Source organism: Ruegeria sp. BF8, assembly GCF_056538625.1.
In genome coordinates this window covers 207330-226704 of sequence record NZ_JBQFTL010000002.1, presented here as the reverse complement: position 1 = coordinate 226704, position 19375 = coordinate 207330, and the positions used below count along the sequence as shown (strand labels likewise).

The following is a 19375-nucleotide window of genomic DNA, read 5'->3' as shown; positions in this document are numbered from 1 at the left end:
GCAGAGACCTTGCGACAGACAGGTCGGGGCCGGCACGACAGGACATGACAGGCAAATCCACGGAATTGGAGCGGCGAAATGTGCCGGTTCTGGCAAGCCAAAGCGTGCTGTCCCAGGTCGCGTGGACGATGGGCAGCCCTTCGATCGTCTTGCCGTTTCTGGCGGTCTCATTGGAGATGCCCATGTTTCTTGCCGGGGCGCTGGTTTCCGTGCGTCAGGCAGGCAACATGATTTCGGACATGTTCTTTGCGGTCCCTGTGTCCGCGAAGCAGCAGAAGAAACGTTCCATTGCCCTGACCGAGGTCGCGATTGGTGCGTGCCTTCTGGCAGCCATCGTGGTTGCGGCGATCGGGGGCTCGCCCGTGGTGGCTGCGGCTTTCGTCCTAGCCTTCTTTGCAATCGGCATGATCGAAGAGGTCCAGGCGCTGATGTTCACTGACCTTTGGGGGGATCACCTGCGCTCGAAATCCCGGATCTGGATGAGCTATCTTCAACTGGGGGCAGGGGGGCTTGGGGCCATCGGGCTGACACTGACGCTGCATCATCTGACTTCGGACAACCCGCCATTCTCGCGTCACTCGACCGTGATCGCGGTGTCTGCCGGGTTCTTTGTGCTGTCCGGATTGTCCATTCTTGCCCTGGCCGAACTGTCGCGGTCGCAACCCCAGGCGCAAACCGGTCGTCGAGCGGCGGGGCAGTTCCTGTCGGACGCTCGGGCCATGTTCGAATTCGCCTGGTTCCGACGGTATCTGACCATGCGGTTGCCGCTGGTCGGGGTTTCTCTGTCGGTGCCGTTCTTTGCATTGATCGCAGCCGAGGCGCATCATGGATCGGCCAAGGGACTGACGGCGTTGATCATTTCGTCGGCGACCGGCTATCTGGTCGCCGCGCCCCTGTGGCAGCTCGTGAACATGAAGTCACACCGGGCGGTCATGGTGGCCGGGTCGTTGATGGTGGGGGTGACGGGCGTCGTTCTGGTTGCGGTTCACTGTTTGCACCTTGACCACGACGTTCACTTGCACGCGATCGCCCTGTTCGTGGCGACCGTCGCGACAACCGGCATCGGCAGTGCGCGCAAGCTGTATTTCATCGACACCGCGCCCAAGGAACAGCGGGTCAAGGCGTCGGCCGCGATCAAGAGCATTTGCAGACTCGTGGCGATTGTCGGGTCGGCCGGGTTGGCGGCGGTTGCGCATATGAACGAGGTCGCACTGGCGGTCGCTTTCCTCACCCTGTGCAGCTTCTGGTCGGCAATCGCATGCTATCGTCTGGTCACGCCGCAGCGGAAGGATGCGGAACGCGCCACCTGAGCCATCGATCACAGCGTGGTGTTACGGGTTTGCCAGCACTTGCGCCGCAACTTTCCGGACCGCTCGCGTCAACGGTGAAAGCGCCGGTGCAAGGATACGCCCGACCTGCCAGGTCAGAGGCACATCCAACGGGGTGTTGGGCACAAGCTCGCGCAGACGGCCATCCGCGATCGCGCTTTGGACCAGATGCGCGGGGTTCATCCCCCAACCCAAACCTGCGGCAGCAGCGGCTACGAACCCGTGAGACGAGGGCAGAAAGTGGGTCGGCGGAGACAGCCGGCTACCCGTTTGCGCATGCATCCAGGCCTTTTGCAGGGCATCCTTCCTGTTGAAGGTCAGGCAGGGTGCCTGCGACAGGCTCTGAGCATTCACTCCGCCAGAGAACCAACGAGCCATGAACTCGGGGCTTGCCGTCGGCAGGTATCTGAGCGTGCCGAGGGCAATGGAATCGCATCCCGGGACGGTCTGCCCGCCGACCGAGATGGCAGCGCTGACATCTCCACGCCGCAACCATTCTGCCGAGTGATCCTGATCGTCGATCACAAGGTCAAACAGCATATCACCAACGGCTGCCATCGCGTCTATGAACCAGGTGGACAGAACATCCGCCGGAACCGCGATCCTGACCCGGGTGGGGCCTGTGCCCTGTTCCAGCGAAAGCTCGCGATTGAGTTGCGCTTCAAGCAGGCCGATGTCTTCGGCATGGCGGGCAAGCCGCAAGCCAGCCGGGGTTCCGGTGCAGGGTGTGCCGCGGTGAATCAACGATACGCCGACCCGATCCTCCAGCGCCTTGATCCGTTGCGAAATCGCAGATGGCGTTACTGCAAGTTCCGCAGCGGCGGCGTCAAAGCTGCCATGCCGCAGAATAGCGGCCAACGCGGCCAGGTGATGTGGGTCCAAGTGCATTAGAAAGACTAATTATGGCTCATTCTCTTTAATTTGATACATGCGTATCTGTCGCGTAGTCAACGGACCTGAACAGGAGGGTCCATGTCTACATCCGTCATCGCCGGCTTTGCGCTTGGCTTCAGTTTGATCCTGGCAATCGGCGCTCAGAATGCGTTTGTCCTCAGGCAGGGGCTCCGGCGCGAGCATGTTTTTGTGTTGTGCCTGACATGCGCCGTGTCGGACGCCATTCTGATCGCCGCAGGTGTCGCGGGTTTCGGCAGCCTGGCAACTGCGGCGCCGTGGTTCGAGCCGATGATGCGATACGGCGGCGCGCTGTTCTTGACGTGGTACGGACTGCGCAGTCTGGCGTCAGCCTGGCGCGGCGGCGCCGCGCTTGAGGTCGGAGAGGCGAAGCGTACAAGTCTGCGCGCGGCCTTGCTGACCGTTCTGGCTTTCACCTGGCTCAATCCGCATGTCTATCTGGACACGGTGGTGCTGATCGGTTCGATTTCGGCGCAGTATGAAGACCGGATGGGTTTCGCCATCGGCGCCATGTCCGCCAGTTTCGTTTTCTTCTTCTCTCTGGGATATGGGTCCCGGGTGCTGTCTCCCATTTTCGCAAGGCCCAGGGCATGGCAGGTGCTGGATGTGCTGATTGGTATCGTCATGTTGGCGATCGCCTGGAAGCTGGTCGCAATGTAGAGGCTTGTTCGTCGCCGGGTTTCCGTGTTCAACCGGACCCATGACAACGATCGCCACCCAATCCCGCCCGCTTGCCGGAATGTTCTGGATGTTCAGCGCTGGGCTGTCTTTTGTGGCGATGACAGCCTTGGTCAAATCTCTGGGTACCTCGATGGATCCGATTGAGGCTGCGTTCCTGCGTTATGCTTTGGGGCTGGTCTTTCTGCTGCCAGCCATGCGGGCGATCCTGACCACGCATCTGACCCGCCGGCATATCGCCTTGTTTGGACTGCGTGGGGCCATACATGCGGTCGGGGTCATGTTGTGGTTCTTTGCGATGACCCGTATCCCGCTGGCGGAAGTGACTGCGATGAACTACCTGACGCCGGTCTATGTGACCTTGGGCGCCGCGCTTTTTCTGGGCGAGACGATGGCCTTTCGCCGTATCGCGGCCGTTCTTGTCGCCATCGTGGGCGCTGTGATCATTCTACGACCCGGGTTCCGCGAGATTTCCGCCGGACATCTGGCGATGCTGGGCACCTCGCTGATGTTGGGGGGGTCGTACCTGCTGGCCAAAGCGATGGTGCAGGACGTGCGGCCTTCGGTTGTTGTGGCGCATCTGTCGATCTGGACGACGTTGTTTCTTATCCCTTTTGCGATCGCCGTCTGGACTCCGCCCAGCCTGCGCGACATCGGCGTGCTGTTCATGATCGCCAGTTTTGCAACGGCGGGGCACTATTTCATGACCTTGGCTTTGCAGGCTGCACCCGTCGCGGTGACCCAGCCGGTCACCTTCCTGCAGCTGATCTGGGCCACGCTTCTGGGTGCGCTCGTGTTTCAAGAGGGCATCGATATCTGGGTCGTGGCCGGGGGGACGCTGATCCTCGCAGCGGTCAGTTTCATAACCTGGCGCGAGGCCGTTCTGAACCGCAGTGGCTTGACCCCTCCAAGCCTTGCCCCCAAGCTGTAAAAGCCCCGGAGCCCCCAAGGGCAACGTTATTGATTGACGAGTCAATAAAAAGCCCTTAGCGTTTGTTCTGTTGAGACTAGGTTTGGGGGCGGTTATGCCAAAACTCGGAATGGAGCCGATCCGGCGCGATGCGATCGTCAGGGCGACGATTGCCGAGTTGGGGTCCAAGAAGTCTCTGGATGTAACCGTTAGTCAGATCGCCAAGCGCGCCGGCATGTCCAGCGCCCTCGCGCACCATTACTTCGGGGGGAAAGACCAGATCTTTCTGGCGGCGATGCGGCGCATCCTTGGCGATTTCGGCGCCGAAGCCCGGGCTGAGTTGAAAGCCGCGGCGCCGGACCAGCGCGCCCAGGCCATCATCCGCGCCTGTTTCGCGCCGTCCTGCTTTACGCCCGACGTGATCGCCGCGTGGATGACCTTTTACGTTCTGGCCCAGACCAACGATGACGCGCTGCGCCTGTGGCAGATCTATCAGGCGCGGATTCGGTCCAACCTGATCCACGCGTTGCGCCCGCTGATGAAGGACCCGGTCGAAGCGGCCGAGAACATGATCGCTCTGATCGACGGTCTGTACATCCGCGCCGCTTTGTCCGCGCCCGAGGAACCGCAACTGGCGGTTTCCCACGCCATGCGCGTCCTGACGACCTTGCTCGAGGCCGAAAAATGACACGACCCAACATTCTGATCCTGATGGTGGATCAGCTCAACGGTACTCTCTTTCCCGACGGTCCCGCCGAGTGGCTGCACGCGCCCAACCTCAAGAAACTGGCGGCGCGGTCAACGCGGTTTGCCAATGCCTATACGGCCTCGCCGCTGTGTGCGCCTGGGCGGGCCAGCTTCATGTCGGGCCAGTTGCCTTCGCGCACGGGGGTCTATGACAACGCGGCCGAGTTCCGCAGCGACATCCCGACCTATGCCCATCACCTGCGCCGCGCGGGCTATTACACCTGCCTGTCGGGCAAGATGCATTTCGTCGGCCCCGACCAGCTGCACGGGTTCGAGGACCGCCTGACCACCGACATCTATCCGGCCGATTTCGGCTGGACCCCGGATTACCGCAAACCGGGCGAGCGCATCGACTGGTGGTATCATAACATGGGTTCGGTCACCGGGGCCGGCGTGGCCGAGATCACCAACCAGATGGAGTATGACGACGAGGTCGCCTATCACGCCAAGGCCAAGCTGTATGATCTGGCCCGCGGCAAGGATGACCGCCCGTGGTGCGTGACCGTCAGCTTCACCCACCCGCATGACCCCTATGTTGCGCGGCGCAAATACTGGGACCTGTACGAGGAATGCGAGCACCTGCTGCCCGAGGTCGGCGATCTTGGCTATGAAAACCAAGATCCACATTCCCAGCGCATCTTCGACGCCAATGACTGGCGCAGTTTCGACATCACCGAACAAGACATCCGCCGCTCGCGCCGGGCCTATTTCGCCAACATCACCTATCTGGACGACAAGATCGGCGAGATTCTCGAAGTGCTGGAGTCCACCCGGCAGGAGGCGATCATCCTCTTCGTCTCGGACCACGGCGACATGCTGGGCGAGCGGGGCCTTTGGTTCAAGATGAACTTCTACGAAGGCTCGGCCCGGGTGCCGCTGATGATCTCGGCGCCGGACCTGCCGACGGGCCGCATCGACACCCCCGTTTCCACGATCGACGTGACCCCGACGCTGGGTGAACTGGCGGGGGTGGACATGGCGGAGATCGCTCCGTGGACGGATGGCGAAAGCCTGGTGCCGCTGGCCAACGGCACCGAGCGCGCGGCGCCGGTTCTGATGGAATACGCGGCCGAGGCGTCTTATGCCCCGCTGGTGTCGATGCGCTATGGCAAGTGGAAATACAACCGCTGCGCGCTGGACCCCGATCAGCTGTTCGACCTCGAAGCCGACCCGCACGAGCTTGAAAACCTGGCCGGCAAGCCCGAGCACGCCGGTACGCTGCAAACCCTGCGCACCAAGTCCGAGGCGCGCTGGGATCTGGACCGGTTCGACGCCGAGGTGCGCGCCAGCCAGGCGCGCCGCTGGGTCGTGTACGAGGCGCTGCGGCAGGGCGGCTATTACCCGTGGGATTATCAGCCGCTGCAGCAAGCGTCCGAGCGCTACATGCGCAACCACATGAATCTGGACAACCTCGAGGAAAGCCAGCGCTTCCCGCGCGGCGAATGACCTCTTTCGCATTTTGAAGATACGCCCACCGGTGGCAACGCACGGGACATCCCGCGCCACCGGTCGGGACCAATGGAGACACGACCATGGAAGCAGATTTCGTCATCGTCGGCGCCGGATCCGCCGGATGCGCGATGGCCTATCGTCTGAGCGAGGCAGGGGCCTCGGTTTTGGTGATCGAGCATGGCGGCACCGATGCCGGGCCGTTCATCCAGATGCCGGCGGCGCTGAGTTATCCGATGAACATGCCGATCTATGACTGGGGTTATCAGTCCGAGCCCGAACCCCACCTGAACAACCGGCGGCTGGCCTGCCCGCGTGGCAAGGTGATCGGGGGGTCGTCCTCGATCAATGGGATGGTCTATGTGCGCGGCCATGCGCGCGACTTTGACACCTGGGCCGATATGGGCGCGGATGGCTGGTCCTTTGCGGATGTTCTGCCTTATTTCAAACGGATGGAAAGCTGGCACGACGGTGGCCATGGCGGTGACCCGAAATGGCGCGGAACCGACGGCCCGCTGCATGTGTCGCGAGGGCCGCGCAAGAACCCTCTGTTCAAGGCCTTCGTCGAGGCCGGGCGGCAGGCGGGCTACGAGTTGACCGACGACTACAACGGCGAGAAACAGGAAGGCTTCGGCCCGATGGAGCAGACCGTCTGGAAAGGGCGGCGCTGGTCGGCGGCCAATGCCTATCTGAAGCCCGCGCTGAAACGGCCAAACTGTGACATCGTCCGGGGCCTCGCCACGCGCGTCGTGATCGAGGGCGGCCGCGCAACCGGGGTTGAACTGATCCGCGGTGGCCGCACGCAGATCGTGCGCGCCCGGCGCGAGGTGGTGCTGGCGGCCTCGTCGATCAACTCGCCCAAGCTTCTGATGTTGTCGGGGATCGGACCGGCCGCGCATCTGGCCGAGCACGGCATCGACGTGGTCGCCGACCGGCCCGGCGTGGGCGCGAACCTGCAGGATCACCTGGAACTGTATATCCAGCAGGCCTCGCTGCAGCCGATCACGCTGTACAAATACTGGAACCTTTTCGGCAAGGGCCTGATCGGGGCGCAGTGGCTGTTCACCAAGACCGGTCTTGGCGCGTCGAACCAATTTGAAAGCGCGGCGTTCATCCGGTCGAAGCCAGGGGTCGAGTACCCGGATATCCAGTACCACTTCCTGCCCATCGCCGTGCGTTATGACGGCAAGGCCGCAGCCGAGGGGCATGGCTTCCAGGCGCATGTCGGGCCGATGCGTTCACCCTCGCGCGGGGCGGTGACGCTGCGCTCGGCCAAGCCCGAGGACGCGCCGGTGATCCACTTCAACTACATGAGCACCGAGCAGGACTGGGAGGATTTCCGCACCTGCATCCGCCTGACCCGCGAGATTTTCGGCCAGGACGCGTTCAAACCCTATGCGGGCAAAGAGATCCAGCCCGGTGCGGACGTGCAGACCGACGAAGAACTGAACGCTTTCATCGCCGAACATGCCGAGAGCGCCTATCACCCCTGCGGCACCTGCCGCATGGGGCGGGCGGACGACCCAAACGCGGTCGTCGACCCGCAGGGCCGTGTCATCGGGGTGGATGGGTTGCGTGTGGCGGACAGCTCGGTGTTCCCGCAGATCACCAACGGCAACCTGAACGCGCCGTCGATTATGGTGGGCGAAAAGATGTCGGATCATTTGCTGGGCAAAGACCCGCTGCCCCGGTCCAATGACCGGCCGTGGATCCACCCCAAATGGGCCGAGGCGCAGCGTTGAATGCATTGTCGGTAAGGGGGATGCGACCGCGAGGGAAACATTCCCCTTCCAATTGATCCGAGTCAAAGTCAGCTTTGGTATTAGGGTCTAGCTGTAGTGCGAAACCAAACTCAAGGAGCGAGCAGGAATGTCCCATACCCCGCATGAACTGGCCGAGGAATTCCCGGACAAGGTTGAACTGATGAGCCAGCTCAAGCAGACCGATGCCCATTTCGCCCGGCTTGCGGACGAATATCACGAACTCAACCGTATGGTGCATCGGGCGGAAACCAATGTTGAGCCGATGGAAGACCTGGCCGAGGGCGAACTGCGCAAAAAGCGGGCCGCGCTCAAGGACCAGATCTGGTCGATCCTGAGCAAAGCGTGAGCCAAAAAAGGGCGGGAACTGATCCTGCCCTTTTCCGTTGTTCGGCTCAGGTAACTTCGTAGGGCAGCGTGCCGCGCGTATGGGCGTCGATCTTCAGTCGGCGCTCCAGCGGTGGGACGGACCGTTGGTGGCAGGTCTGGCGTTCGCAGATGCGGCAGGAAATCCCAATCGGTTCGTAGGCGCTGGTGTTGTTGATATCTAGATTGTCGGCATAGACCAGTGCTTCGGCGTGCCGGACCTCACACCCAAGGGCGATGGCATAACGGCGCACTGGCGCGCCGAAGGACCCGCCCGATTTCGACACGTCCCGCGCGATCGAGATATACCGAACCCCGTCGGGTGTTTCCGCCAATTGGAGCAGGAAATGACCGGGCGTTTCAAAGGCCCGGTGGACGTTCCAAAGCGGGCAGGCCCCGCCGAACCGCGCAAATTGTAGCCGGGTGGCCGAATGGCGTTTGGTGATCGTGCCCGCCTGATCGACCCGCACAAAGAAGAACGGGATGCCCTTGGCGCCCGGTCGCTGCAGCGTGGACAAGCGGTGGGCGACTTGTTCGATCGAAGCGCCGAACCGGTTGCTCAGCAATTCAAGATCGTGCCGGTCCTCCTGCGCCGCTGACAGAAAGGCAGTGTAGGGCATCAGCGACGCGCCGGCGAAATAGTTTGCGAGGCCGATCTTGGCGATCGAGCGGGCTTCGTCGCTTTGAAACTTGGCAAAATCCAGCGTGGCCTCTAGCAGTTTGTCCTGGCTGATCAGTGCGACCTGCAGCAGCAGTTGAAAGACTTGGGTCTGCGGCGCAACGCGCGAGGACAGGCGCAAAGTCTTTGTAGCGTTGTCATAGCTGCGCAGGGCCGGAATGTCTTCGAACATCACCTGAACCCCGCGTTCCTTCAGGCTGTCCAGTGCTGCCTGCCGAATGCCTCCCGGTCCTTCGGCGCGGGCGGCGAACCGTTCAGCGGCCCGATCGACCGCGTCGATGTAGTTGTCGCAGTAGTGAAAGAAATCGCGCACCTCTTCCCACGGGCTGGCCTGAATGCGGGCATCCTCGCGTCCGAGGGCCTCGTCCAGCGAGGCGAGCCTCTCGTGGGTCTGCCGGTAAGCTTTGTGCAGCTCGATGAAGGACCGCGCCAATGCGGGGGCATTGGACGCCGTTAGCCGCAGGTCCGCCAGAGGGGGGATGGCATCCGCAAAGACAGGATCGGCCAACGCCTCGCGCATGTCCGAGACCAGACGCTCGCTGTCGCCGGTGCTCAGCTCGGTTACATCCATGCCGAATTCCTGCGCCAGCGCCAGAACAACCGTGGTCGAGATCGGCCGGTTGTTGTTCTCCATCTGGTTCAGATAGGGCAGGGAAACACCCAGCTTGGCGGCAAATTCCTTTTGCGTCAGCGTCAGACGCGTCCGCATTTCGCGCAGCTTTGCACCTGCGTAGAGTTTCTGAGTGGCCATCGGGTTTTCTTTGCAGTTATTCCGCCTGCGCAGGCTAACTTTGCAAAGTTCCGGGTGCAAGATGGCTAGATGCCGATTTGACGTTCCCGCCAGATCACGCTGCTGATCGCGACGATGGCCAGAACCGATGTGGCCAACATCAACCACAACAGCGGCATGGCGCCGGTTTCATTGGTCAGCATCGCACCGGCCAGGGCGCTGAGAGCTGCGCCGCCGCCCAGCATGATCGCGCCGCTTAGCCCGGATGCGGTCGCAGCCAGATGTGGCCGCACGGACAGCGATCCGGCGGTTGCATTCGGGATCGACATGCCGTTGCCCAGGCCGACGAATGTCATGAACCCGAAAAAGCTGAGCGCCGAGCCCCAGCCCGCCAGAAACAGAACCGCCGACAACGCGACGCCGATTGCGTTCAGCCAGCAGCCCCAGCGCACCATCCGGTTCACGCCATAGCGTACCGAGTACCGGCCGCTGATGAAGTTCCCGAAGAAGTAACCGACGGCAGGGGCGCCGAAATAGATTCCGACTTCGGCGGCGGTCAGGCCAAAGATCTCGGTGCCGATGAAAGGCGCGCCGCCCAGATAGGCGAAGAACGCGCCAGACGACAACGCGGATGACAGCGAATACCCCCAGAACCGCGGAGAGGTCAGCAGTTCGGGATACTCCCGAAACTGTTGGATCAGGGTTTTGCCGCTCTTGGCCGAGGTTTCTCCGAAGTCATGATAGGTCAGCGCCAGCGCGAAGGCGGCCAGTCCGAAAGGCAGCCAGAAATTGGCCTTCCAGCCAAAACTTTCCTCCAGAATACCCCCGATGGCGGGTCCGATCATCGGCACGACGGCCATGCCCATAGTGACGTAACCGATCATGGATGCGGCCTGATCCTGGTCATACATGTCGCGCACCGCTGCACGGCTGAGGACGATCCCCACGACGATAACGGCCTGCCCCATGCGGAAGGCAAGAAATGTCTCGACGTTTGGGGCGTAGATGCACCCCAGCGTTGCCAGCAGAAACAGCACCAGCCCCCACAGCAGCACCGGCCGCCGCCCGGCCTTGTCGGCGATCGGACCGATCAGGATCTGCAGAACGGCGTTGATCAGCAGATACAACGCAATCGACAGCTGCATGACCTTGTAGTCGGCCTCAAAATACACCGCCATGAAAGGCAGGCTGGGAAGGAACAGGTTCATGCTGAGCGCCGACAATCCCGACAGCAGGACAAGCGTTAGCAGCTTGGGCGGAGAGCGGTGCGTAGACGTGGAACTGAACTGCATGGTTCACTCATAGTTCCGGTATTCGGGAAAGGCCATGCCGATGCACAAACATTAACTGATTTGCAATTCCCAGAAATGTAATTGCCAAAATTTTGCAAATTTGCCGAAAAGGCCTTTGGGTGATGCGGAGCAATCTATATTGTCGCCACAAATTTGACAGGGGAAAATCGTGATGAAGGACATCCTTGCCGAGCTTGAAAACCGCCGTGAGGACGCGCGCCTGGGTGGCGGGCAAAAACGGATCGATGCGCAGCATGCGCGGGGCAAGCTGACGGCGCGCGAGCGGATCGAGCTGCTGGTCGATGAGGGCAGCTTTGAAGAGTTCGACATGTTCGTGACCCATCGCTGCACCGATTTCGGCATGGAAAAACAAAAACCTGCCGGGGATGGCGTTGTGACCGGCTGGGGTACGATCAATGGCCGCATGGTCTATGTGTTCAGCCAGGACTTTACGGTGTTTGGCGGGTCTCTGTCGGAAACGCATGCGCAGAAGATCTGCAAGATCATGGATATGGCCATGCAGAACGGCGCGCCTGTAATCGGCATCAACGACTCGGGAGGGGCGCGAATCCAGGAAGGTGTCGCCTCGCTGGCGGGCTATGCCGAGGTGTTCCAGCGCAACATCATGGCCTCGGGTGTGGTGCCGCAGATCTCGGTGATCATGGGTCCCTGTGCCGGTGGCGCGGTCTACAGCCCGGCGATGACCGACTTCATCTTCATGGTCAAAGACACCTCGTACATGTTCGTGACTGGCCCCGACGTGGTGAAGACGGTCACCAACGAGGTCGTCACCGCCGAGGAACTGGGCGGAGCATCGACCCATACCAAGAAGTCCAGTGTGGCTGATGGCGCTTTCGAAAACGATGTCGAAGCGCTGGCCGAAGTGCGGCGGCTGGTCGACTTCCTGCCGCTCAACAACCGGGAAAAGCCGCCTGTGCGCCCGTTTTTTGACGAGCCGGGGCGGATCGAGACTTCTCTGGACACGCTGGTCCCGGAAAACCCCAACACCCCCTACGACATGAAGGAACTGATCACCAAGGTAGCCGATGAGGGTGATTTCTATGAAATCCAGGAGGATTTCGCGAAAAACATCATCACTGGTTTCATTCGGCTTGAGGGGCAGACCGTCGGCGTGGTGGCAAACCAGCCGATGGTCCTGGCGGGGTGTCTGGACATTGACAGCAGCCGCAAGGCCGCACGGTTTGTACGGTTCTGCGACTGTTTTGAGATTCCGATCCTGACCCTGGTGGACGTTCCCGGCTTTTTGCCCGGCACCAGTCAGGAATATGGCGGTGTCATCAAACATGGCGCCAAACTGTTGTTTGCCTATGGCGAAGCGACTGTGCCCAAGGTGACCGTGATCACCCGCAAGGCTTACGGCGGCGCCTATGACGTCATGGCGTCAAAGCACCTGCGCGGTGATTTCAACTATGCCTGGCCCACCGCCGAAATCGCGGTGATGGGCGCGAAGGGTGCAACCGAAATTATCCACCGCGCCGATCTGGGAGATCCGGACAAGATCGCGAAGCACACCCAGGACTATGAGGATCGGTTCGCCAACCCGTTTGTCGCCGCCGAACGCGGCTTCATCGACGAGGTGATCATGCCGCATTCGACGCGCCGCCGTGTGTCGCGGGCCTTTGCCAGCCTGCGTAACAAGCAGTTGAAGAACCCTTGGAAGAAACACGACAACATTCCGCTGTAATCCGCCGGGGCGCTTTGCCCCGGTTCGATCCACGAATGTTCCCGATTGACCGCTGACACAAAACCGTTTCATGATCCCAGCCACCAGATACGGAATAGCGCAGGAGATGATCCTGGCGCCTGCGACCCCGGAAGGAGGAGCCTGCCTGTGGCAGGTCCGGGGTCGCGCTCTTGTTCTGGCTTTCATGTGTTTTGGATCGCCCGGTATCGCGCAGGACGGGAACCTGTTGCCGGTTCCATCCGGCCAGCCGGTGACACTTGAGGACGTTCTGGTCGATACCAACCCGGGCGAACTCTGGCTGCGGTTTCGATTTGTCGCGCCCAAGATTGGCGATGAGGTGGGCGGTATCGGCTATGACGTGGCCGCGACCGACATGGAGCATCTGTGTCAGACACTGGCCATTCCTTATGTCGCGCACCATCAACTCAGCCCGGCGCGGGTCGTGATCTCGCTGTCCGACCGCCCGGTGGAATTCGGCAACTCGTCTCCGGACGCGACGCAGTATTTTGAAGCCTACCGGTTGGAGCAATCCGCATGTATCTGGGAGGGACTCTGAACATGATTTCCCGATCTCATGTCGTCGGAGCATTCCGAGAAACTGATGCGGCTTTGGAGATACGCATGACACATTCATCCCTGCGCGGGTGCCCGTCGCGGACCGGTTTTTTGAACGAGGTGCTGGCATGTTGAAGCACCGTGGATTCCCCGGACGGCTGCCGGGAACCGATTTCCAGTTCACGATCCGCCGGGCAAACCCCAAGGGCGTGACGCCATTGACCCGCCGTGAACGCTTTCGGGACCGAAAAGCCGCGGACAAGCGTGCCGATACGGCATTCCTCGAAGCTTTGTGGGAGCATTTCGGAGATCAGCCGTTTGAACGCGGAAATCTGGACGCTGGCCGCCTCAGCTGGCTGTTTGGGCGCGAGGTCGTGCCTGCCGAGGATCCGTTCGATCCGGCCAGCTATGATGCGTTGCTGAAGATCGACTTTGAGACTGCGCGGCAATCCTTCCCCGATATCTTCGGTGGGGAGGCATAGTTCGGCATGAGCCTTCAGCCAAATATCAGGGGTTCATCTGCTTGGAGCGCGATCCGGCGGCGACCGGATATGCGGTCCAGTCGGCGCCCAGTGATGGCTGAAGTCTGTGCCGGAACCCGTTGCAAACCGGGCTCTTTCGGCACGAACCTGCGCGCCGTTTCCGGGAATGGGCAATTTCCAGCCGGAATTTCCGGCCGTGCAATTGAACCGTTGGCGGCCGCATTTTTGCTGTGCAATGTGAACGGGCCGTGCGGCTCGACTTTGCCTGCGCCGCACATGCACCTACTATTCCGTACCCCTTCCTTCCGCGGGCAGGACCGTGTTTCCAACACAGACCTGCCCGCGCTTTTCTTTGGCCGTACTGCGGACCCAAGGCGGCAAAAAACTGCGCAAAGCCCTGTTTCACCCCGTTTGATATTGAATAACAAAGCCCGTTTCAGGCATTTGCTGTTCAATTCGACAAGAAACCAAAAGGGGCAGTATACATGCGAATATCACGAGTTTTCCTTGCGCTCGCAACCTGTGGCGGGTTGGCAGCCTGCGGTGATTCAACCGGGGAACAGGCGCTGCTTGGCGGCGGTGTCGGGGCTGTCGGGGCTGCGGTTCTCAGCGCGGACCCGATCCTTGGGGCTGCGGTCGGTGCAGCCGGCAACGTGCTGTATTGCAAGACGCAAAACAACTGTAACTGATACCGGTTTTCCGGGGCGCGCGCCGTCCCGGTCATCATTTGACGGAACGCCGTTGCGGGGCATCAGCCCGGCAACGGCGTTTTCGTTTGTCCAGAACACAAAGACAGAGGACGTTCCATGTTCAACAAGATCCTGATCGCCAACCGAGGCGAGATTGCCTGCCGGGTCATCAAGACCGCTCGGAAAATGGGAATCGGCACTGTCGCCATCTACTCGGATGCCGACAAGCACGCGTTGCATGTGGAAATGGCCGACGAGGCGGTTCACATCGGCCCCCCGCCGGCGAACCAGTCCTACATCGTGATCGACAAGGTGATGGACGCCATCCGCCAGACCGGCGCGCAGGCGGTGCATCCGGGCTATGGCTTCCTGTCCGAAAACGCGAAATTCGCCGAAGCGCTCGAGGCCGAAGGCGTCGTGTTCGTGGGACCCCCGAAAGGGGCGATCGAGGCCATGGGTGACAAGATCACCTCGAAGAAGATCGCGCAGGAGGCCGATGTCAGCACCGTTCCCGGATACATGGGCCTGATCGAGGATGCGGACGAGGCGGTGAAGATCAGCCAGCAGATCGGCTATCCGGTGATGATCAAGGCCAGCGCCGGCGGTGGCGGCAAGGGCATGCGCATCGCCTGGAACGACGAGGAGGCACGCGAAGGCTTCCAGAGCTCCAAGAACGAGGCGGCGAATTCCTTCGGCGATGACCGGATCTTCATCGAGAAATTCGTGACGCAACCGCGCCACATCGAGATTCAGGTTCTGTGCGACACGCATGGCAACGGCATCTATCTGGGCGAGCGTGAATGCTCGATCCAGCGCCGCAACCAGAAAGTGGTCGAAGAGGCCCCGTCGCCCTTCCTGGATGAGGCGACCCGCCGCGCGATGGGCGAGCAGGCCGTGGCGCTGGCCAAGGCCGTTGGGTACGCCAGCGCGGGCACGGTGGAATTCATCGTGGATGGCGACAAGAATTTCTACTTCCTAGAAATGAACACCCGCCTGCAGGTGGAACACCCGGTGACCGAGCTGATCACCGGTGTCGATCTGGTCGAACAGATGATCCGGGTCGCCGCGGGCGAGCCGCTGTCGATCACCCAGGATGACGTCAAGCTGACCGGCTGGGCGATCGAGAACCGGCTGTATGCCGAGGATCCTTATCGCAACTTCCTGCCCTCGATCGGGCGGCTGACCCGCTATCGTCCACCGCAGGAGGTGGCCGCGGGGCCGCTACTGGAAAACGGCAAATGGCAGGGCGATGCGCCCAGTGGCGAGACAGCCGTGCGCAACGATACCGGCGTCTATGAGGGCGGCGAGATCAGCATGTACTATGACCCGATGATCGCCAAGCTGTGCACCTGGGCGCCGACCCGCGAGCAGGCGATCGAGGCGATGCGCGTGGCGCTGGACAGTTTCGAGGTCGAAGGCATCGGCCACAACCTGCCGTTCCTGTCGGCGGTGATGGATCACCCCAAATTCGTCAGTGGTGACATGACCACCGCATTCATCGCCGAGGAATACCCCGATGGGTTCAACGGTGTAGAACTGCCCGAAGGCGACCTGCGCCGCATTGCGGCCTCGTGCGCGGCGATGCACCGGGTGGCCGAGATCCGCCGCACCCGCGTTTCGGGCCGGATGGACAACCACGAACGCAAAGTCGGCAAGCGCTGGGTGGTCACGCTGCAGGGGCAGGAATATGCCGTGCAGGTGAATGCAGACCGCGACGGCGCCACGGTCAAGTTCGAGGGCGGTGCCGCCCTCCGCGTCAGCTCGGACTGGACTCCCGGCGACCAACTTGCGGTTCTGGACGTGAACGGCAGCCCGCTCGTGCTGAAGGTGGGCAAGATCTCGGGCGGGTTCCGCATCCGCAACCGGGGGGCGGACCTGAAGGTGCATGTGCGCCGGCCGCGCGCTGCCGAACTGGCCAAGCTGATGCCCGAGAAACTGCCGCCAGACACCTCGAAGATGCTGCTGTGCCCGATGCCGGGCCTGATCGTGAAGATCGATGTCGAGGTCGGCCAAGAGGTGCAGGAAGGTCAGGCGCTGTGCACGGTCGAGGCGATGAAGATGGAGAACATCCTGCGCGCCGAGCGCCGGGGCGTGGTGTCCAAGATCAACGCCGGTCCGGGCGACAGCCTCGCCGTCGATGACGTGATCATGGAGTTCGAATAACGCCCATGTGCGCTTGCCCGGAAAATGTGGGTTTTGCCCGTGTTGCCGAGATCTGCACCGTCGGTGCGGATGAGGCGGGCGTGGCAGACCCCTTGCGCCGGGCGGGTCTGGGTCGTCAGCGCCCCTCGCGCCGCTCGCGGACTTCGCGTTCGCGCAGGGGGGTCTTGTCGATGGACCGGCTGATCTCGCGCACGCTCCACGGCGTGGGCTTGCGCAGCTTCACCACACCGTCCTTGTCGACGAAGACCATCGCGAACCCGCGCGGGCGCAGTTGCCTCCGGATCGGGGATCGCGCCGAAGGGTCGGTGTCGGTCAGCACGATGACATCCCGGTCACGCATCATGTCTTCGCCCTCCAGCAACATGTCGATCTGCTGCTGGAACCGGGGATCGGCTGGCGTATCGGCGAACACCACTATGGGGCGGTGTGTCCACAGAAACTCGTTCAGATCGCTGTCTCCGGCTGGCCGGATATACGCGGTTTCATCCGGGGCCGCACCGTCGGCGGCGACGGCAGTCACAGGCAAAAAAGCTGACAAAACAAGGGCAAGCGTGCGGGTCATGTGGTCTCCTGTTCCTTTGAATATAGACCCAGTTGCCGCGAATGCGACCGGCGAAATGCGTGCGACGATCAAAAATTTGAATGATCGGACCTGCCGTGGGCCGGGTCAGCCCTTCCATATTCATACCCAGCCCCTCGGCGCGCCATTCGGGCCCGCGACGGGAACAGACAAGAGGATTACGCTATGACCGATACGAAGGATTGGCGCGCCCTGGCCGAAAAAGAGTTGCGTGGGCGCCCTGTCGAAGACCTCACCAAGACGACGCTGGAGGGGATCGAGGTCAAGCCGCTGTATACGCAGGACGACATCGATAACCTGCCGCATATCGGGTCGCTGCCCGGCTTCGGGCCGTTCACACGCGGTGTGAAGGCAACCATGTATGCGGGCCGCCCGTGGACCATCCGCCAATATGCAGGTTTTTCCACGGCCGAAGAATCGAATGCCTTTTACCGCCGCAACCTCGCGGCCGGTCAGCAGGGCGTTTCGGTAGCTTTCGATTTGGCCACGCACCGCGGCTATGACAGCGACCACCCGCGCGTGGTGGGTGATGTGGGCAAGGCCGGTGTTGCCATCGACAGCGTCGAGGACATGAAGATCCTGTTCGATGGCATTCCGCTGGATCAGGTCTCGGTTTCGATGACGATGAACGGCGCGGTGATCCCGATCCTGGCCAATTTCATCGTCACCGGCGAAGAGCAGGGCCATGACAAGTCGGTTCTGTCGGGCACCATTCAGAATGACATTCTGAAAGAGTTCATGGTGCGCAACACCTATATCTACCCGCCCGAGCCCTCGATGCGGATCATCTCGGACATCATCGAGTACACCTCGAACGAGATGCCCAAGTTCAACTCGATCTCGATCTCGGGCTACCACATGCAGGAGGCCGGGGCGAACCTGGTGCAGGAGCTGGCCTATACCCTGGCCGATGGGCGCGAATATGTGCGCGCAGCCATCGACGCGGGAATGGACGTGGACAAGTTCGCTGGCCGTCTGTCGTTCTTCTTTGCCATCGGCATGAACTTTTTCATGGAGATCGCCAAGCTGCGCGCCGCGCGTACTCTGTGGCACCGGGTGATGACCGAATTCGGGGCCAAGTCGGACCGCTCGAAGATGCTGCGCACCCATTGCCAGACCTCGGGCGTTTCGCTGCAGGAGCAAGACCCGTACAACAACGTGATCCGCACCGCATATGAGGCGATGAGCGCGGTGTTGGGGGGCACGCAGTCGCTGCATACCAACGCGCTGGACGAAGCGATTGCTCTGCCCACCGATTTCTCGGCCCGAATTGCGCGGAATACACAGTTGGTGTTGCAGGAGGAAACCGGCGTTACCGATGTGGTCGATCCGTTGGCCGGCTCCTACTATGTGGAAAGCCTGACCAATGAACTGGTCGAAAAAGCCTGGGCCCTGATGGAAGAGGTCGAGGAGATGGGCGGCATGACCAAGGCGGTTGCCAGCGGAATGCCCAAGCTGCGGATCGAGGAAAGCGCCGCGCGCCGTCAGGCCATGATCGACCGTGGCGAAGAAGTAATCGTCGGCGTCAACAAGTACCGCAAGGAAAAGGAAGACCCGATCGAGATCCTCGAGGTCGACAACCAGGCCGTCCGCGAGGCGCAGATCGCCCGGCTGGAACGCATCCGCGCGACCCGGGACGAGGCCGCCTGTCAGGCTGTGTTGGACGAACTGACCCGGCGCGCGAAAGAGGGGGGCAACCTGCTGGAAGCCGCCGTCGAGGCCGCGCGTGCCCGCGCAACCGTAGGAGAGATCAGCATGGCAATGGAAAAGGAATTCGGCCGTCATCGGGCCGAAGTGAAAACGCTGGCTGGTGTCTATGGCGCAGCCTACGAAGGTGACGAGGGCTTTGCCGCCATCCAGAAATCGATCGAGGAATTTGCCGAGGAAGAGGGCCGCCGCCCGCGTCTTCTGGTGGTCAAGATGGGCCAGGACGGTCACGACCGCGGGGCAAAGGTGATCGCCACCGCGTTCGCCGATATCGGTTTCGACGTGGACGTCGGTCCGCTGTTCCAGACCCCGGCCGAGGCCGCGCAGGACGCGATCGACAATGACGTGCATGTGGTTGGCATTTCCAGCCAGGCGGCGGGCCACAAGACGCTGGCACCGCAACTGGTGGAAGAGCTGAAAAAGGCCGGCGCCGCAGATATCATTGTTATCTGCGGTGGCGTCATCCCTCAGCAGGATTATCAGTTCCTGTATGATCACGGGGTCAAGGCCATCTTCGGGCCGGGGACCAACATCCCTGAGGCGGCACAAGACATTCTGCGCCTGATACGCGAGGCGCGCGCCTGAACTGTGACTTTGGGGGGCTTTCTGCCCCCTTTTTCGCGATGCCTGCGGCCTCGGGCAT

17 protein-coding genes are annotated in these 19375 nt (G+C 61.7%); 13 read left to right on the top strand and 4 right to left on the bottom strand.

What is annotated here, in order from left to right:
• The first annotated feature begins 44 nt into the window (after nt 1-44).
• Complete coding sequence (locus tag ACR0LD_RS08635; RefSeq protein ID WP_480636479.1) at nt 45-1310, top strand: permease; 1266 nt, start codon at nt 45-47, stop codon at nt 1308-1310.
• A gap of 21 nt (nt 1311-1331) precedes the next feature.
• On the opposite strand, the gene ACR0LD_RS08630 is transcribed toward ACR0LD_RS08635, so the two are convergent.
• Nucleotides 1332-2216: a LysR family transcriptional regulator ArgP gene (locus ACR0LD_RS08630; RefSeq protein WP_480636477.1), complete on the bottom strand. Its 885-nt coding sequence runs from the start codon at nt 2214-2216 to the stop codon at nt 1332-1334.
• A gap of 84 nt (nt 2217-2300) precedes the next feature.
• On the opposite strand from ACR0LD_RS08630, the gene ACR0LD_RS08625 reads away from it, so the two are divergent.
• The 6 genes from ACR0LD_RS08625 to ACR0LD_RS08600 all read left to right on the top strand — a co-directional run bounded on the left by ACR0LD_RS08625 (nt 2301) and on the right by ACR0LD_RS08600 (nt 8133).
• Nucleotides 2301-2900 (top strand): LysE/ArgO family amino acid transporter, encoded by a 600-nt coding sequence (locus ACR0LD_RS08625; RefSeq protein WP_093964771.1) that lies wholly within the window; start codon nt 2301-2303, stop codon nt 2898-2900.
• A 40-nt stretch (nt 2901-2940) separates the two neighbouring features.
• Nucleotides 2941-3849, top strand: coding sequence for a DMT family transporter (locus ACR0LD_RS08620; RefSeq protein WP_170357230.1), 909 nt, complete (start codon nt 2941-2943; stop codon nt 3847-3849).
• Between the two features lie 94 nt (nt 3850-3943).
• The gene (gene betI / locus ACR0LD_RS08615) at nt 3944-4516 is read left to right on the top strand and encodes a choline-binding transcriptional repressor BetI (RefSeq protein WP_170357231.1); all 573 of its coding nucleotides are present in this window, start codon (nt 3944-3946) and stop codon (nt 4514-4516) included.
• Nucleotides 4513-6021 (top strand): choline-sulfatase, encoded by a 1509-nt coding sequence (gene betC / locus ACR0LD_RS08610; protein WP_480636475.1) that lies wholly within the window; start codon nt 4513-4515, stop codon nt 6019-6021. The genes betI and betC overlap by 4 nt, the downstream gene beginning before the upstream one ends.
• A gap of 86 nt (nt 6022-6107) precedes the next feature.
• Nucleotides 6108-7766: a choline dehydrogenase gene (gene betA / locus ACR0LD_RS08605; protein ID WP_170365651.1), complete on the top strand. Its 1659-nt coding sequence runs from the start codon at nt 6108-6110 to the stop codon at nt 7764-7766.
• 127 nt (nt 7767-7893) lie between these two features.
• Nucleotides 7894-8133 carry an HP1242/YdcH family protein gene (locus ACR0LD_RS08600; RefSeq protein ID WP_093964776.1) on the top strand — a complete coding sequence of 80 codons (240 nt, stop codon included), beginning with the start codon at nt 7894-7896 and terminating at the stop codon, nt 8131-8133.
• A gap of 46 nt (nt 8134-8179) precedes the next feature.
• Here ACR0LD_RS08600 and ACR0LD_RS08595 read toward each other — a convergent pair whose 3' ends face one another.
• A complete protein-coding gene (locus ACR0LD_RS08595) occupies nt 8180-9580 on the bottom strand; it encodes a helix-turn-helix domain-containing protein (RefSeq protein ID WP_170460479.1) in 1401 nt (466 codons plus the stop codon).
• Nucleotides 9581-9645: 65 nt separating this feature from the next.
• Complete coding sequence (locus ACR0LD_RS08590) at nt 9646-10851, bottom strand: multidrug effflux MFS transporter (RefSeq protein WP_480636472.1); 1206 nt, start codon at nt 10849-10851, stop codon at nt 9646-9648.
• A 172-nt stretch (nt 10852-11023) separates the two neighbouring features.
• Between ACR0LD_RS08590 and ACR0LD_RS08585 the strand changes: the two genes are divergently transcribed.
• The 5 genes from ACR0LD_RS08585 (at nt 11024) to ACR0LD_RS08565 (ending at nt 16445) form a co-directional block, all read left to right on the top strand.
• Entirely contained in the window at nt 11024-12556 is a 1533-nt protein-coding gene (locus tag ACR0LD_RS08585; protein ID WP_170340194.1) for an acyl-CoA carboxylase subunit beta, read from the top strand.
• A gap of 70 nt (nt 12557-12626) precedes the next feature.
• Entirely contained in the window at nt 12627-13112 is a 486-nt protein-coding gene (locus ACR0LD_RS08580; RefSeq protein ID WP_170404581.1) for a DUF6497 family protein, read from the top strand.
• Nucleotides 13113-13239: 127 nt separating this feature from the next.
• Nucleotides 13240-13593 carry a hypothetical protein gene (locus ACR0LD_RS08575; RefSeq protein WP_170340198.1) on the top strand — a complete coding sequence of 118 codons (354 nt, stop codon included), beginning with the start codon at nt 13240-13242 and terminating at the stop codon, nt 13591-13593.
• Between the two features lie 485 nt (nt 13594-14078).
• Nucleotides 14079-14282 carry a hypothetical protein gene (locus ACR0LD_RS08570; protein WP_093964781.1) on the top strand — a complete coding sequence of 68 codons (204 nt, stop codon included), beginning with the start codon at nt 14079-14081 and terminating at the stop codon, nt 14280-14282.
• Between the two features lie 117 nt (nt 14283-14399).
• Nucleotides 14400-16445, top strand: a complete 2046-nt coding sequence (locus ACR0LD_RS08565) for an acetyl-CoA carboxylase biotin carboxylase subunit (protein ID WP_170357237.1) — start codon at nt 14400-14402, stop codon at nt 16443-16445.
• Nucleotides 16446-16560: 115 nt separating this feature from the next.
• Here the strand turns inward: ACR0LD_RS08565 and ACR0LD_RS08560 are convergent, their stop codons facing one another.
• Nucleotides 16561-17007, bottom strand: a complete 447-nt coding sequence (locus ACR0LD_RS08560) for a DUF4174 domain-containing protein (RefSeq protein ID WP_170390971.1) — start codon at nt 17005-17007, stop codon at nt 16561-16563.
• 144 nt (nt 17008-17151) lie between these two features.
• On the opposite strand from ACR0LD_RS08560, the gene scpA reads away from it, so the two are divergent.
• Nucleotides 17152-19317 (top strand): methylmalonyl-CoA mutase, encoded by a 2166-nt coding sequence (gene scpA, locus ACR0LD_RS08555; protein ID WP_480636857.1) that lies wholly within the window; start codon nt 17152-17154, stop codon nt 19315-19317.
• The last annotated feature ends 58 nt before the right edge of the window (nt 19318-19375 follow it).

What these genes read in the sequence shown, in the direction of transcription:
- betI (WP_170357231.1), top strand. Translation starts at nt 3,944, where the DNA reads ATGCCAAAACTCGGAATGGAGCCGATCCGGCGCGATGCGATCGTCAGG.
- betA (WP_170365651.1), top strand. Translation starts at nt 6,108, where the DNA reads ATGGAAGCAGATTTCGTCATCGTCGGCGCCGGATCCGCCGGATGCGCG.
- ACR0LD_RS08580 (WP_170404581.1), top strand. Translation starts at nt 12,627, where the DNA reads ATGATCCCAGCCACCAGATACGGAATAGCGCAGGAGATGATCCTGGCG.
- ACR0LD_RS08625 (WP_093964771.1), top strand. Translation starts at nt 2,301, where the DNA reads ATGTCTACATCCGTCATCGCCGGCTTTGCGCTTGGCTTCAGTTTGATC.
- ACR0LD_RS08620 (WP_170357230.1), top strand. Translation starts at nt 2,941, where the DNA reads ATGACAACGATCGCCACCCAATCCCGCCCGCTTGCCGGAATGTTCTGG.
- ACR0LD_RS08570 (WP_093964781.1), top strand. Translation starts at nt 14,079, where the DNA reads ATGCGAATATCACGAGTTTTCCTTGCGCTCGCAACCTGTGGCGGGTTG.
- ACR0LD_RS08635 (WP_480636479.1), top strand. Translation starts at nt 45, where the DNA reads ATGACAGGCAAATCCACGGAATTGGAGCGGCGAAATGTGCCGGTTCTG.
- ACR0LD_RS08590 (WP_480636472.1), bottom strand. Translation starts at nt 10,851, where the DNA reads ATGCAGTTCAGTTCCACGTCTACGCACCGCTCTCCGCCCAAGCTGCTA.
- ACR0LD_RS08600 (WP_093964776.1), top strand. Translation starts at nt 7,894, where the DNA reads ATGTCCCATACCCCGCATGAACTGGCCGAGGAATTCCCGGACAAGGTT.
- betC (WP_480636475.1), top strand. Translation starts at nt 4,513, where the DNA reads ATGACACGACCCAACATTCTGATCCTGATGGTGGATCAGCTCAACGGT.
- ACR0LD_RS08575 (WP_170340198.1), top strand. Translation starts at nt 13,240, where the DNA reads ATGTTGAAGCACCGTGGATTCCCCGGACGGCTGCCGGGAACCGATTTC.
- ACR0LD_RS08585 (WP_170340194.1), top strand. Translation starts at nt 11,024, where the DNA reads ATGAAGGACATCCTTGCCGAGCTTGAAAACCGCCGTGAGGACGCGCGC.
- ACR0LD_RS08630 (WP_480636477.1), bottom strand. Translation starts at nt 2,216, where the DNA reads ATGCACTTGGACCCACATCACCTGGCCGCGTTGGCCGCTATTCTGCGG.
- ACR0LD_RS08595 (WP_170460479.1), bottom strand. Translation starts at nt 9,580, where the DNA reads ATGGCCACTCAGAAACTCTACGCAGGTGCAAAGCTGCGCGAAATGCGG.
- ACR0LD_RS08565 (WP_170357237.1), top strand. Translation starts at nt 14,400, where the DNA reads ATGTTCAACAAGATCCTGATCGCCAACCGAGGCGAGATTGCCTGCCGG.
- ACR0LD_RS08560 (WP_170390971.1), bottom strand. Translation starts at nt 17,007, where the DNA reads ATGACCCGCACGCTTGCCCTTGTTTTGTCAGCTTTTTTGCCTGTGACT.